This is a genomic window from SAR324 cluster bacterium, assembly GCA_029245725.1.
Taxonomy (GTDB): Bacteria; SAR324; SAR324; order SAR324; family NAC60-12; genus JCVI-SCAAA005.
This window is the reverse complement of the sequence record JAQWOT010000383.1, coordinates 1-14122: the sequence shown is the minus strand read 5'-3', so window position 1 is coordinate 14122 and position 14122 is coordinate 1. Positions and strand designations below refer to the sequence as shown.

Here is a 14122-nt window from a genome sequence, read left to right as displayed (position 1 = left end):
CACTTCTTTGAAAAGGCACCCTCATGGATAAGCTGCAACTGGAAGTGCTCACACCCAGCCGAATCCTGCTCGAAACCGAAGTAGACCATGTCGTTCTGCCCGGTTCGATGGGAGAGATGGGGATTCTTCCACAACACATTCCTGTCGTCACCATGCTCAACGGTGGTGTCCTGAGCTACTTCGTTGGACAAAAACAAACCTACTTAGCGGTCCAAGGAGGCTACGCTCAAGTTGACAATAACCGCGTCACTGTGTTGGTAGAACGAGCTGCTTTCGCTGAAGAAATTGACGTAGTGGTAGCGGAACAGGATGAAAAAGATGCAGCAGAGCACCTCAAACAACTGTTGAGCAAGTCCTCCTCACGAGCATCAGAAGAGGAGGAAGAAGTAGAACGCAAGCGTGCTGCTGCTTACGAAGCGCAGTTACTCTGGGCCATTGCCCGTCAATCCGCCTCTCAGCACAAGTAATCCGTCTTTAAGCATCTCCTAGCTCTGGGAGATGCCCTCCTTCCCCCCCTGGCTTTTCTGCTTCTTCTTCCCCAATAAGAATATTTCTACGCTCTCCGATCGAGAACTTTTCGGCTTACAGATTTTGACTTCGGTAAACATTTGTCGGAACTCCTGTTGAAGCTGCTGGAAGGGTGCTCCCTGAAAGGCCTTGACCAGCAAGCATCCTCCTTTACTCAGATGTTGTTCTGCCAACCATAAAGTGTGTTGATTGAGTGCATAAGAGCGATCTGCATCGGCAGAACGAACACCTGTGGTCTTTGGAGCCATGTCACTTAGGATGACATCGAAAGGGTTCTCCCACCAGGCACCACTGTAATCAAGCTTGTAGATATCCGCCTGAAATACTTCCACCTGTGGCGGCAGGCTGATCGCTACAGCTTGTAGATCAATCCCCAGCAAGCGTCCACTCTCACCAATACGCCTTGACGTGTACTGTAACCAAGATCCTGGTGCACAGCCTAAATCAAGAACCTTCTGACCACGTTTCAGCAACTGGTGACGCTGGTCAATTTCCTCTAGTTTATAAGCTGAGCGGGCAACATAACCATCCTTGCGGGCCTTGTGAAAATAATGGTCCTGAACCTTCTTCATGATTGATTAGTTCTACCAGATCGGGTTAGCGTTTGCCTTTTGAGTCCGCTTGACGTAACAATTTTGTGCTCGTCACAAGACCGTCCTATCCAGGAGGAGGCCCCATGGACTTCAAAGTGGCTGGTTTGAACCCTGCAAGTTTTGCAGAAACCCTAGACTTCCAAAAATCCTCGGCTGAGGTAGCTCCTATCTCCCTGCAAGATATCCGTTCATTACGGCACGGCTTTGAGCGGGAAGCTGAGACGTTGCGACCCGTATTGGGAGCTTCAGAGCATCAGTCGATGCTGATTGCCATGTATGAAGGCACAGAACAATTGCTCAACAGGCGTGTTCCAGCTTTTGCGGTTCACGAATATCTTGAAGGCCTGAAAGGAAGCGCACAAGAACTGTGCAATCAAGGACTGGCCAATCAAGAATTTCGGCAACAGCTCTTCAAGCAATCACGACTTTCTCTGCACTACGTTCTCAATCAGGGATAGTCTTACTAAGCCTTGTGTTCCATCAACGGCTAGCTATTCTGTAATTCGTTTGTCGTTACGCCTGATTGACCGGAGTGATGCGTCTCTATTTCTCTACCCTGGTTTCCTGTTCCATCAACGAGGTCTGGGAGAGGTTTGACCAAGATCTCTTCCTGGCATTGAATCCTCCATTTCCGCCGGTGCGCCTGCTGCGCTTCGATGGGTGTCGGCAAGGAGACAAAGTGCACCTTGAGCTGGGGTTCTGGCCTCTACAGCAATCGTGGGTCAGCTTGATCACCTCACTACAAACAAGCACAGAGAAAATCGTCTTTGTTGATGAAGGTCAGCAGCTACCCTTTTTTCTTCGCTCCTGGCGTCATGAACACCGGCTGGAACAGCAGAAAGACCACACAATAATCATTGATGCAATTGAGTACCATGCCCCTATCAGACTGCTTGAATGGATCCTGTGGCCAATCTTATGGTGGCAGTTCCGCTATCGACAACCAGTCTACCAACGCTATTTCAATAAAGAGTAGGCGAGCAAACAGCGGACTGCTTCGTCTGGTTGTGCTGCTCTGTGGATGCTTCTGCTGCCTGCCTAGCTCTCTTTGGGCGACTCAAGGTGTGACGTCAAACGAGATTCGCATTGGCACTCATACGGCAATGAGTGGACCCGCTGCCACTTGGGGATTAGGAGCCGTCAGAGCCTTACGCTTTCACTTTGCAGAAGTCAATGCGGCAGGAGGCATTCATGGACGCAAACTACGACTGATCGCCGAGGATCATCAATACCAAGTTGTGAGAGCTCGTCAAGCTGCCAATAAGCTCGTACTTTACGATCGGGTCTTTGTTATGCTAGCCGCCTTGGGAACCAGCATGAACCAAGTTGCCTTGCCACTACAAGAAGAGCACGATGTGGCCAACTTGTTTCCATATACTAGCGCCCGCCTGATGTCAGAACCGTTTCATCCACTCAAGTTTACAGCCAGTGTATCGTACTATGATCAGGCGCAATACTTAGTTCGCCACTTTCACCAACAAAAACTGCAGCGTTTCTGCTTGATGCACCAGAATACGGACTATGGCCGTGAAATGCTTGATGGGGTGGAAGCTGGATTGCAGGAATTGGGGATGTCACTGACTGCTGTGGAGACACACAGCCCAACAGAAACAAACTTTCTCAACACCCTACTTCGCCTGAGGGAAGTTGACTGTGAAGTTGTTCTACTGGGAACCATTCTGGGTGATACCATCCGTATCCTGCAAACCCGAAAATCACTGCAATGGGATGTAACGATGGCTGGTAACGTCTCCGCTTATGATCAAATCGTAATTGATCGTGCAGGAACAGCAGCAGAAGGTCTTCTAGCAACAGCATCTATTGAAATGTTATATCCTGAAACATTAACTTCTTCTGCAGCACAAGATTTCTTCACAAAATATCAGGCTGAATATGGAGAATCTCCAAACAACGCTGTGCAGATGGCTTATTTTTACGCCCGCATTCTAACACACGCTCTGCAGTTGGCTGGGCCAGAACTGAATTCTGAAAAGCTGACTTCAGCCCTTGAATCGATGAACAACTATCAGGATGAACTAGGTGGACCAGTTCTACAATTTGGCCTAGGCGATCACGAAGGGATTGAACAACCATTGCTAGCAGAAGTGCAGCAAGGTCAGTGGCGTACTGTCCAATCCGTGATGGACTGAAACGCTTCATGACAACAACCCTGCGTGTTTTATTTACAGGAGGAGGATCGGGTGGTCCAACGACTCCTCTCTTAGCAGTGCACGAGGCCTTAGGAGCCTTGGGACCAACCGAATCTCGGTTTCTTGGCACAACAAACGGCCCAGAGCAAGCCATGGTAGAGGAGGCAGGCATACCCTTCTATGCCATCCCAGCTGGCAAGTTGCGCCGCTATTTCAGCTGGCAAAACTTCACAGATCCCTTTCGTATTCTAGCTGGTGGAATAATTGGTTTAAAACACCTACTGCAGTTCAAGCCTCACGTTGTGGTCTCTGCTGGAAGCTTTGTCAGCGTGCCTGTTGCCCATGCAGCTCGAGCATTAGGCATCCCTCAAGTATTGCTACAAATGGATGTCTTGCCAGGACTGGCTAACCGGTTGATGGCTCCAGCCAGTTCAGCGCTGGCTTATTATTTTCCAGCCTCTGAGAGAGCCTTTCAACGCATCCCGGAGCGACAACACGTCGGTCCCGTTGTACGCAGCTCTGTTTATCAAGGAGATCCCGAACGGGCCAACCAGCGCTTTCAGCTGAATCCTGACCTACCGGTTTTGCTAATCACTGGTGGAGGACAAGGTGCCGTTGGCTTGAACAGAGCCATTCAACCGCTGTTGCCGGCCTGGCAGAAACACTTCCAGGTGATTCACCTGACTGGGCGGGGTAGTAAAAATGATCTGGTGCATGGTCCTCGCTATCAGACCCATGAATTTATCAACGAGGGCATGGGTGATCTATTAGCCCGTAGTCAGCTTATAATTACCCGCGCAGGCCTTGGCACCCTCGGTGAGTTATCGATTCTAGGCAAGGATGTGATCCTTGTTCCTCTACCGAACAGCCACCAGGAATTAAATGCTTCCACATTGGCTGAAGCTGGCGCTATCACACTGCTAAACCAGCAGGAATTGGCTGAAAATGGATCGCAATGGTGGTCCAAATTTTGGTCTACATATCAACCAGGTATCACCGGACAACGAATGCAGTCCTACTGGCCACCGCAAGGCGCTAACGCGTTTGCTAGTCTGATTCGCCAACAAGGCCTGCTTATATCTTAATCTTAGGGAGGATAAGAGATGGAATTGATGTATCAGAACGTTGTGGAAATGATGGATCGCTGCTGCGAAGAATACGCAGATCTGCCCATGTATGGAGCCCCAGCCAATGGTGACTACAATTGGATGACATTTCGCGATTTTGCTGAGACCGTTGCCGATTTGCGGGGAGGACTGGACTGGCTTGGAATCGGGATGGGAGACTGTGTTGGAGTCATCGCAAGCAATATGATTCCTTGGGTTACGATGGCCTACGCAACCTTCAGCGCAGGGGCTGTCTATGTGCCAATGTACCCTCAGCAACACACAGAAGAATGGCAATACATTCTACGCGATGCAGGTTGCAAGGTACTCCTGGTCGCCTCTGAAAAACTCTATCATGAGGCACTGACCTGGCGTGGGGAGATTCTCCCAGAATTGCAGCACGTTGTCCTACTGCGAGAAGCTGCAGATCCTAAAATTCATACCTATGAGGGATTGCGCAAGATGGGCCAGCAGCACCCTGTTCCTGCCCAATACCCAGAAGCTAGTGCACTATTAGAAATCATGTACACATCTGGAACCACTGGTAACCCCAAGGGTGTGATGCTAAGTCATCGTGGAGTACTTTCTACCGTCCAGGCAGGTTTGACGAGCATCCCTTTTCAGAAAGGTGACCGCACACTGGCTTTCTTGCCTTGGGCTCATATTTTTGGCCAGATTTGCGAAATTCATGGGCTGATGATGTTTGGAATGTCTGCAGCCATGAACGAAAATCTTGCTAAATTAGTCGATGAACTGGGCCAGGTCAAACCAACCCTTCTCTTTGCAGTCCCACGTGTTTACAATCGAATTTATGAAAAGATTCATCTACAGATCTACAACAAGTCTCCCAAGCTCTACTCCCTATTCCAATACGGATTGACCTGTTCCGCCAAGCGACGGCATGGTGAGAAACTCTCCCTCAAGGAAGCGCTGTCCTTCAAACTTTGCGACAAGCTCTTCTTCTCGAAGGTTCGGGCACGTTTTGGCAATCGATTGCGGATGGCTTACAGCGGAGGAAGTGCACTGAATCCGGAGGTCATTGAATTTGTCCAAAACATCGGCATCACTCTCCTCGAAGGATATGGACTGACCGAAGCAATTGTCTCCGCCAACGCACCCGATGTTCAGAAGACTGGAGCCGTTGGCAAGCCCTTACCAGGAGTGCGCGTTGAGATTGATCGCTCTGTGACCACGGCCAACGAGCAAGATGGAGAGATCATTATCCATGGCCCAACCCTGATGCTGGGCTACCATAATCTGCCGGAAGAAACCGCGAGTGTGTTCACACCGGAAGGAGGCTTTCGCACTGGAGATGTGGGTAATATTGACGAGGATGGATTCCTTCGGATTACTGGGCGAGTCAAGGAGATTTATAAGCTGGAAAATGGCAAGTACTGTGTCCCAGCTCTAGTGGAAGAATCACTCAAGCTCAGTCCTTTCATTAATCAGGTGATGATCTACGGCTTCCAGAAACTCTACAACGTCGCGCTAATCGTAGTTGAAGTCGATGCCCTGAAAACCCATGCGTCCCGCAACAACATCACTGGCACGCTGGAAGACTGGCTCAAGGATGAAGAGATCCTCAAGCTCTACAAGCAGGAACTCCGTAAATATGCAGCAGACTTTCAGGACTATGAGCGGCCCAAGCGCTTCCATCTACTAACTGAAGAGTGGACCGTGGACAACAACCTGATCACCCCAACTCTGAAGTTGAAGCGCAATCGCGTCGAGGAACGCTTTCAGGAAGAACTGACAGGAATGTACTGATTCAAAGCCATTGGCGGAGCGCAGACCAGATGGGTTCACGCCCAGACTTGTCTAGGGAGGAATGTGGCAAGGGGTCCTGCTCTAATTGGAGAGTAGTTCGAACTTGCTGAAGCTGACTGTGGTACTGGCTCCGCTTGAGCTTATCCATCTTGTTGGCCACAACTAGGACGGGCCGCTGGTAGTGATCCAGCCAAGTCTTCATCTGGCGGTCATGCTCTCCCGGTTTGTGGCGGACATCCACGATCAGCACGACACCTCGAAGAGTGGAACGCTCCCCAAGATAGGCCTCAATCGTTGTCTGCCAACCACGACGTACTGCTTCAGGCACCTTCGCGTAGCCATAGCCAGGTAGATCGACCAGATGAAACAGGTCATTAATACAGAAAAAATTGATCAGCTGGGTCTTACCTGGCGTGGAACTGGTCTTGACCAGTTGGTTGCGCTGCAGCAATGAATTGATCAACGTGGATTTGCCCACGTTGGATTTTCCAGCAAAGGCGATTTCAGGCAGGCTTGGATTTGGGAATTGCTTGGGTTGTGCTGCGCTGGTAAGAAATTCTGCTGAATGAATCTTCACTGTTTGTCTTCCGTTCCGATCTCACGGATTGTCACCTTGTCGGTAGTCTCCTCTGCTTCCTTTTCCGGATCTTCAAAATATTCTGCTGGGATTTCAAAGTGATGGACCGCCAGGGCTTGTAAGCGGTCCCGGCTACAAACCGCCTCATCTCGGGCCAAATCAAAGTATAGCAGTACGGTCAGAATCGAAGCATAGGGATAGAAAATCAATGCAGTCAGGTACTGTGTCCAGCGCAAGGCAGCCTGGGTTTCTGCACTTCCCAACAACTTGACGAGGTCTTCTCCATCCGCTGCCATTGGATCTGTTTGCAACAAGGCACTGAAATTGATTTCCGGCAGGAACAGTTGGAGCAACACGATAAAGAGCAATAACTGCAGGATCATGGCGACAACAACGACACTAAAAGCTCGTTTCAACCGGTTACGAGTCAGTTGAAAGCTACGCACCAAGGCAGGAAGTCCCCGTAGCTCTTCTATCACACAAACTGGTTGAGCAATGGTCAGAAAAACAAAACTACTGAGCCAGAGTGTCACCAATACAACGTTCAACGGTGTCGGTGCCATCAATCCATAGAATCCGAGGATTGTCAGCAAGTACTGTAGGATTCCGACATGCAGAGGTCGCAAGACAGCGCGACCGCCCAAACGGCGTAAAATCTTCCCAGTGGGAAAAACTCCTGTGAACAGTAGGGAGAGCAGTCCCAGGGTTGCTCCTGCTTCCAACAGTCTCATCAGCAGGAAAAAGACCACGCTCTCTCCCTGATCTACTCCGCTCAGGCTGAGCAGTAGCGCTGGAACCAGTAACACCAGGGTCAGTCCCAACAAAGGAAAGAGATGCGCACGATAAATCTGCCAACTCTGAACAAAGAGCGAACCAAGGGTTGGGGCAGCAGGTATGAGACTCATGCGCAATTCATTACGGATAGCAATACGTTGTCAGTTAAGCAGCAACAGGAGAGGTCATGACCTCAGAACGTGCATCGCTGGTGCAGACTAAAAAGAGTACAGAAAACAAAGTTATACCTCGATCCCAGCTTGCTTTACAAGTCGAAGAGTCTACGCAGACCTTGCCGGACGAGTCAGATCTGATCATCCACGAGTTGAATCAGAAGCTGAACTCACTGCGACAGCAACTGGTCAATTACGAAAGCCAACGTCAACAAGCGAATGGTCCCAGCCCACGACAATTACGGGCCCAACTGGCCAAACAGGAAGCCCAACTACAAAATCTTCAGGCCGAAAGAGCAACAGTCAATTACCATGTACGATCTCTCCCACAGACCTTTTCTGCTTTGCGTAAACCAGCCTCTCAGTTGGAGGAACGAGTCGGTCAACTGCTGGAGAGAATTCCCGACCCAGAGGTCCGCAAAGCCTTAGAGCACTGTCGCCAGCTGGCCAAGCAAATGCTGCATGACACTGATAACCAGCAACAGGAACTAGAAGAGATCCATCAGGATTATCAGCCTGAATGCAGAGCGGTCAATCTATTGAAATTCTTTCGGGGAGTTGCCCGTCAGCACACGCAACAGAGTCGACATCCACTGCGGCTCTTTGCTTCGACTCGGCTTCCCGATGAGATGCGCTTGGACCCAGCAGGATTCCGGAGAGCCTTGCTGGCCATGCTTCAGGAAGTACGACGCCAAGCAAATACGGAACCGCTCCAGTTGCTTCTGCAAACCTCCAATCCACGCCAACAACGAGATGCTCGCATCCAGATCACTGTTAAGATCGATTCCGGCTCCAACTTGTCGAAGGCAAAAAATTGGGGCGACTATCTGGCGCAGCGAATGAGCGAGGTGGATGGGAGTCCAGAATTGTTGATCGGGCGCAAAATTATCTACGCCCATGGAGGAAGGATCAGCTTACGCCGGGAAGAAGATCAGGTCGTTGGGTTGGAAGTTAGCCTTCCGATGGAAACAATGACTCACAACGGTGTGCCACAGGTCGGGCTGTCCGCGGATACAAAGACGCCCACGAGTGGGGATTCCTGACAGCTCTTAAGTTGTGGCAGTTCCGTTCGTTTTGCTAACAGTGGAATCTGTTGTGCTCGCAGTAGCGGTTGATTCAGCTTCCTTGGCTTCAGCAGCTGCTACATTTTCCTTTCGTGCGGCCAAGTCCTCCTGCCCCTTTTCAAACGCATTTGCCACTGCTTCCAGCTTGTCTCCAGTACTCATCTGAGAGAGCTTCAATGAACCGAACTTGTTGGCCACTCCACCGAAGTCATTCTCAAAGTCTTTCTTGATATCCTTCACTTCGAGATCCCGCTCAATGGTATCCATCTCAGTCTGTACGGTGTGACGAATATCGTTGGTAGCCCGTTTGAGTTCAACGAGCCCCTTGCCAACGGAGCGCATGACTCCAGGAAGTTGCTTGGGTCCAATGAAGATCAGCGCAATCACAACAATGATGACTAACTCTGGCAGACCGATGCCAAACATGAGATTCTCCTCCTAAACGTTTATCAACAAGACGTGAACTTATATCCTGCTTAACGAGGAAAGGCAAATGCCCAATGACGACTTTCTGGCAGTTCTTGATTTTGGGAGCCAGTACGCCCACCTGATTGCCAAGCGAATCCGACACCTAGGAGTTTATACCGAGATCTTTCCACCCTCTATTGACACAGATAGCCTTGAGGCTGCCAAGGGCATCATTCTTTCTGGAGGGCCTGCTTCTGTCTTTGCTGAGGATGTACCAGCCTTCAATCCAGAAATCCTCAACCTCTCTCAGCCCATTCTTGGCCTCTGCTACGGCCACCAACTGATGGCCAAGCACTTTGATGGATGTGTAGCCAACACGGGGCAGGGAGAGTTCGGCAAAGCTTCTCTGCGTCAACTGAGCCCTTCTCCCTTATGGAAAGATGTTGCCGACAACTCCCAAGTCTGGATGAGCCACCAGGACAGCGTCACGGAGCTTCCACAGGATTTCCAGGTGATTGGTGAAACCATTTCAGGTAGCCTGACCGCTCTGCAGCACGAGGAACGTCCGTTGTTTTCCCTGCAGTTTCACCCAGAAGTCACTGACACACTGGCAGGCACTCAGATTCTCAGCAATTTCGTGAAACTCTGCAAGGCACACCCTAGCTGGAGCATGGAACGGTTCATTGAGCAGACAAAGGATGAACTTCAACAACAAGTTGGTGAGCACAATGTGCTGATGTTCCTCAGTGGTGGTGTGGACTCTTCGGTTGCCTTTGCTTTGTTAAACGAAGCCCTAGGCAAGGAAAGGGTGCTAGGACTCTTCATCAATAATGGCTTTCTACGTCTGAATGAGGCCGAGCAAATTCTCCAACGCTACGAACAGCTAGGTTATGACAATGTGGTTGGCAGAGACTACAGCGAGGCTTTTCTAGAGGCAATCGCCGGTGAAGTGGACCCACAACGGAAACGACACCAGGTTGGCAACACCTTTTTGACAGTACGGGAAAAACTACTGGAAGAATTAAAATTGAACCCTGGTGAATGGCTGCTCGGACAGGGCACGCTCTATCCAGACATCATCGAATCTGGAGGCACCAAACACGCCAAGGTGATCAAGTCCCATCATAACCGAGTCGATGCAATCCAGGATTTGATTGCCAAGGGTCATGTTGTTGAGCCACTCAAAGAACTCTACAAGGATGAGGTGCGACGCGTCGGGGAACTAATGGGACTACCCAAAGAAATCGTCTGGCGCCATCCGTTTCCTGGGCCGGGTCTTTCAATCAACGTCCTCTGTTCCAATGAAGATACAATCCTTCAGCCCGAACACAACAGTACACTGGACACACTACACCAACATCTGTCACCCACTCAGGCTTCTCTACTACCAGTACGCAGCGTAGGTGTACAGGGAGATCAACGAACCTACACAGAGCCGGCTGTGCTACTCGGCCCAACAGACTGGGAGTGGTTCGAGAACACTTCGATTCGACTGACTAACCAAGTACGTGCGATCAATCGGGTCGTGGCCTATCTTCCCCCTCAACCAATAGATCAGCTACCCAACTGGCGGGTCCGTCGTGCCTTCTGTGAAAAGCCTCGCCTAAACTTGCTACGTGCTGCTGAGGCTCACGTCAGTGAAGCCTTCGCCAATCATGGCTGGCTGGAGCGTATCTTTCAATTGCTGGTTATCCTGCTGCCAATTTCTCAGGATGGTCACCAAGACAGCATCGTGCTACGTCCCGTCATATCTGAAGATGTGATGACTGCGCGCTTCGCCCCCGTGGACTGGCAAGTTCTCCATGAACTTTTGCCCCAACTCTATGCTCTGGATGGAATTGACTCCGTCTTCTTCGATATCACTCACAAGCCTCCTGCTACGTTTGGGTGGGAGTAGCATTTGACTTCCAAAATTTAGAGTCCCCAGAATGCTTAATTTGGAAAACAATCATCCTAGTCGAGCCTCTATTTCATCACACAGTCTCACTTCAAAGTTTCTGCATTGGGGCTTCACTCTCCTGTATGCCTATGGGATTGTGAAGCAAGTCAATGACATTTCCCAACTGGAAGACGCTTCACTGCTAGAATTTGAAGTAATTTTTGCAATCGTCTTTCTGGCAATTGTGATTTTGCGCTACTTCTACATGAGAAGGTTTCCTACTTTAATTGGAGCCCCAGAGAATATTTCAAAAGTATACCTCTTGTTTGCGCGTTCCATTCATGTGGGTATGTACTTCAGTTTGATAATGCTCCCAGTCTCGGGCCTGGTGATTGCTTTTCTATTCTCCCTCGGTTTCAAAGATGGACTCCTGCAAGCCTTAGCAATGGGATTACATGATTTTTCTGCATCACTGAGTTACTGGCTCATTGGGATTCATATTCTTGCTGCAGTTTATTCACGCCTAAAAGGAGAGAAGATTTGGCATGGAATGGTTCCTTTTTGGAACGAAGAAAGGACAGTCAAGATACCTGACAGGTTTGTAAAAATAGAATCATTCACATTTAGTGCTTTAGAAAAAATTCTGCATTTAAGGGGGAAAAAGAACGTGAGGCTATAAGACCTATCCAACACAATTCAGATTTCCAACTTTTGCTTCACTGAATCTCAAAAATCATTTTTGTTGAAAAAGCTACCGAGGGTATATTTAGTGGATCATCAGACTCTAAGTGTCTGAACTACGATGGATAAATTCTGTCTTTGGAGGTTTATGTTCTTTGCCGTATTTACCCAAAAGCAACCTGAGATCCCATTGTGTGTCTACGAAACCTTTGACGCTGCTAGCTCTCTCACCAAACTGAAAACCGCTGGCAAGAACGCGTGGGTTACTGAATTAGATCTGCATCTCCTGAGTCACTATACCAATACAATTGATACTAAAATCAAAGATCTCTTTGATTTCAGTAAGTTCGAGAAGTTCTGACTCAACGCACAAATCAGCGAAAAACTATTCTGAGTCGAAATGACCACTTTTCTGAATCGTGTCAAAACAGTTCATCCTCATATCAAATCAGTTGGTCATCAGATCTCATAATTTTTTAGATCTCTTATCTCCGCTTGCATCCACACTCTTACTCTTTGCAACTCTAAATCTGTCTCTTACCACTAGAAGTCAGAAATCTGAAATGATGAACTAGGATTTAGGAACTGCGAGTACTTATCAAATTTTTTGAAAAATCAATTATTAAAGCAGCACTGAATCAACAAGTTCTCTGATTAGCGAACATTTCCAAAATTCATTAACGGAAGTGGTGATGGACTGTCACCATCCATAAAATATATTTTGGATGCTGGATCTTTGGAAATTGCCTTCAATGCTTCCAATGCTTGGAGCTTTACATAATTGGGATTACTGCCAATAGCACTATTGATTTTTTCAATTTCATAAGCCTGAGCGTCTGCAAGTACCCTCTTTTTCAGTGCTTGCTCTTCTGCGGCCTCACTTTCTGCTTTTGCAAGTGCAACCTTTTGCTGCTGCTCCGTTCTAAATCGTTCTAACTCAGCTTTTTGCTTCTCAACTTCTTGCTCTCGTTCTTTCTTAGACTCAATCGCTTTAATAATGAACGGTGGCAATGATATATCGCGAATCAATACTGCCCCAACATTCACTCCTTTTGGAATTAAGTAATCTTTGAGGCCTTCCAGCAGTGATATCTGCATATTTTGCTGAGTTTCCTCCAGAAAAAAATCTTCAGCTCTCTTAATTGTTTTTCCTTGCTCTCGTAAAAGTGATCTTAATTTTGGAACAATATGGACACGTAAAACATCGGCAGCCTGGCCTGTTTCCTGTAAAATTTTGGGCGCATTTTTACTACTTAATTGAAACTGTACACTCACCTGTATCTTTGTTTGAAGCTGATCTTGACTTGGAACATTGGCTTCTTCTAAGTGAGATTTTTGCCTTACATCATAGAAGTACCATTCGTAGAACGGATTCACAGGGATGTGCAATCCTTCTTCGTAAGGACTCTCCTGAACTTCCCCAAACAGTGTTGCCACTCCAACATATCCTGCTGGAACTTTTTGGTACAGAGAAGATGCAAACCACACCAAAACAAGTGCAAAAATCCCTAATACTCCAAGTGAAGTTTTTAACTTATTCATAAATCCTCATTGAATTAGCTTAAAAAATATCAAAATATTTTTTTATTTTATAAATCAACAGATTAAATTAATTTATGAATAAATAAAAATATATTGCACTAGTACATTAATCTGAATCAAAAATTCTGCAAGCCAAGTATATTTTGAAAAATACACTTGGCTTGCACTCATAATTTTAAATTACATATACCCAATTATCTTAAAATAATATTAAATTCAGTAGCCAGCAATACAGATTTATCTCTTGAAAAATATGAAATAATTTCTGATATTTAGAGATATAAATAATAAAATTTTCTCAATGTTCTCATCCCAACTATGCCCTCTTGGTGTCAGTCAAATCATTTAGTACTAACACTGCCAAGCTTGGAGATAAATCTTTAAGGTGCTAACAATAAGCAGGTACTTCATCCTCAAAAAAACAGGTTCACAAACTTTGTTTGAATAAATCTCATAACCACCAATAAAATGATCAAATTTCATCACAATAAATGGTCATCTTTGTTGGCATATTGATATTTTCAGCTTTTCAGGTATCAACTAAAGATTAAAGTCAACTTCTTTTTATGAGTGAGATAAAAACCAAATTCTGTTCAAAAAAAATTAAAATACTAGATCCAAATATTGATGAATGAGAACTTTGATAAAGCAGTTATGACGATTGTTGATATGCGCAGTCCCCTGATCGCTCCAGTTTGAGAATACATATTCGAAATACTAACTGGCAATTTAGTGGAGAGGTTATCGGATCAAGACCGATGGATAGTTTCGGTAGTTTGGCTGAGGAAGATCGGGGCGGGTATGTAAAGTTGATGCTGCCAATATTGTATACTCGCAGCATCTTCAAGATCAAAAGAGAAGGTTTTAGTTTCTGCTCACT

15 protein-coding genes are annotated in these 14122 nt (G+C 47.4%); 10 read left to right on the top strand and 5 right to left on the bottom strand.

Annotation, left to right across the window (positions count from 1 at the left end; all coding sequences use genetic code 11):
- Positions 1 to 23 precede the first annotated feature (23 nt).
- Positions 24 to 467 carry an ATP synthase F1 subunit epsilon gene (gene atpC, locus P8O70_21025; GenBank protein MDG2199324.1) on the top strand — a complete coding sequence of 148 codons (444 nt, stop codon included), beginning with the start codon at positions 24 to 26 and terminating at the stop codon, positions 465 to 467.
- An 18-nt stretch (positions 468 to 485) separates the two neighbouring features.
- Here atpC and P8O70_21020 read toward each other — a convergent pair whose 3' ends face one another.
- Positions 486 to 1100 (bottom strand): RlmE family RNA methyltransferase, encoded by a 615-nt coding sequence (locus P8O70_21020; protein MDG2199323.1) that lies wholly within the window; start codon positions 1098 to 1100, stop codon positions 486 to 488.
- A 104-nt stretch (positions 1101 to 1204) separates the two neighbouring features.
- On the opposite strand from P8O70_21020, the gene P8O70_21015 reads away from it, so the two are divergent.
- The 5 genes from P8O70_21015 (at position 1205) to P8O70_20995 (ending at position 6144) form a co-directional block, all read left to right on the top strand.
- On the top strand, positions 1205 to 1579 hold the full coding sequence (locus tag P8O70_21015; protein ID MDG2199322.1) for a hypothetical protein: 375 nt from the start codon (positions 1205 to 1207) through the stop codon (positions 1577 to 1579).
- Positions 1580 to 1656: 77 nt separating this feature from the next.
- On the top strand, positions 1657 to 2097 hold the full coding sequence (locus P8O70_21010; protein MDG2199321.1) for a hypothetical protein: 441 nt from the start codon (positions 1657 to 1659) through the stop codon (positions 2095 to 2097).
- Complete coding sequence (locus P8O70_21005) at positions 1997 to 3271, top strand: ABC transporter substrate-binding protein (GenBank protein ID MDG2199320.1); 1275 nt, start codon at positions 1997 to 1999, stop codon at positions 3269 to 3271. The genes P8O70_21010 and P8O70_21005 overlap by 101 nt, the downstream gene beginning before the upstream one ends.
- Positions 3241 to 4356, top strand: coding sequence for a UDP-N-acetylglucosamine--N-acetylmuramyl-(pentapeptide) pyrophosphoryl-undecaprenol N-acetylglucosamine transferase (locus P8O70_21000; GenBank protein ID MDG2199319.1), 1116 nt, complete (start codon positions 3241 to 3243; stop codon positions 4354 to 4356). Before P8O70_21005 ends, P8O70_21000 begins: the two co-directional genes overlap by 31 nt.
- Before the next feature lie 18 nt (positions 4357 to 4374).
- Positions 4375 to 6144 carry a long-chain fatty acid--CoA ligase gene (locus tag P8O70_20995; GenBank protein ID MDG2199318.1) on the top strand — a complete coding sequence of 590 codons (1770 nt, stop codon included), beginning with the start codon at positions 4375 to 4377 and terminating at the stop codon, positions 6142 to 6144.
- Position 6145: 1 nt separating this feature from the next.
- On the opposite strand, the gene yihA is transcribed toward P8O70_20995, so the two are convergent.
- Together yihA and P8O70_20985 are read right to left on the bottom strand one after the other, a co-directional pair.
- Entirely contained in the window at positions 6146 to 6721 is a 576-nt protein-coding gene (gene yihA / locus P8O70_20990) for a ribosome biogenesis GTP-binding protein YihA/YsxC (GenBank protein MDG2199317.1), read from the bottom strand.
- Positions 6718 to 7626, bottom strand: a complete 909-nt coding sequence (locus P8O70_20985) for a hypothetical protein (protein MDG2199316.1) — start codon at positions 7624 to 7626, stop codon at positions 6718 to 6720. The genes yihA and P8O70_20985 overlap by 4 nt, the downstream gene beginning before the upstream one ends.
- A 56-nt stretch (positions 7627 to 7682) precedes the next feature.
- Between P8O70_20985 and P8O70_20980 the strand changes: the two genes are divergently transcribed.
- Entirely contained in the window at positions 7683 to 8711 is a 1029-nt protein-coding gene (locus tag P8O70_20980; protein ID MDG2199315.1) for a hypothetical protein, read from the top strand.
- A gap of 6 nt (positions 8712 to 8717) precedes the next feature.
- Here P8O70_20980 and P8O70_20975 read toward each other — a convergent pair whose 3' ends face one another.
- Positions 8718 to 9158: a twin-arginine translocase TatA/TatE family subunit gene (locus tag P8O70_20975; protein ID MDG2199314.1), complete on the bottom strand. Its 441-nt coding sequence runs from the start codon at positions 9156 to 9158 to the stop codon at positions 8718 to 8720.
- A gap of 67 nt (positions 9159 to 9225) precedes the next feature.
- Here P8O70_20975 and guaA point away from each other — a divergent pair, with 67 nt between their 5' ends.
- The 3 genes from guaA to P8O70_20960 all read left to right on the top strand — a co-directional run bounded on the left by guaA (position 9226) and on the right by P8O70_20960 (position 12061).
- Complete coding sequence (gene guaA / locus P8O70_20970; protein MDG2199313.1) at positions 9226 to 11037, top strand: glutamine-hydrolyzing GMP synthase; 1812 nt, start codon at positions 9226 to 9228, stop codon at positions 11035 to 11037.
- A 31-nt stretch (positions 11038 to 11068) separates the two neighbouring features.
- Entirely contained in the window at positions 11069 to 11698 is a 630-nt protein-coding gene (locus tag P8O70_20965; protein MDG2199312.1) for a cytochrome b/b6 domain-containing protein, read from the top strand.
- Positions 11699 to 11848: 150 nt separating this feature from the next.
- Complete coding sequence (locus tag P8O70_20960) at positions 11849 to 12061, top strand: hypothetical protein (protein ID MDG2199311.1); 213 nt, start codon at positions 11849 to 11851, stop codon at positions 12059 to 12061.
- A gap of 293 nt (positions 12062 to 12354) precedes the next feature.
- Here the strand turns inward: P8O70_20960 and P8O70_20955 are convergent, their stop codons facing one another.
- On the bottom strand, positions 12355 to 13242 hold the full coding sequence (locus P8O70_20955; GenBank protein ID MDG2199310.1) for an SPFH domain-containing protein: 888 nt from the start codon (positions 13240 to 13242) through the stop codon (positions 12355 to 12357).
- Positions 13243 to 14122 lie beyond the last annotated feature (880 nt).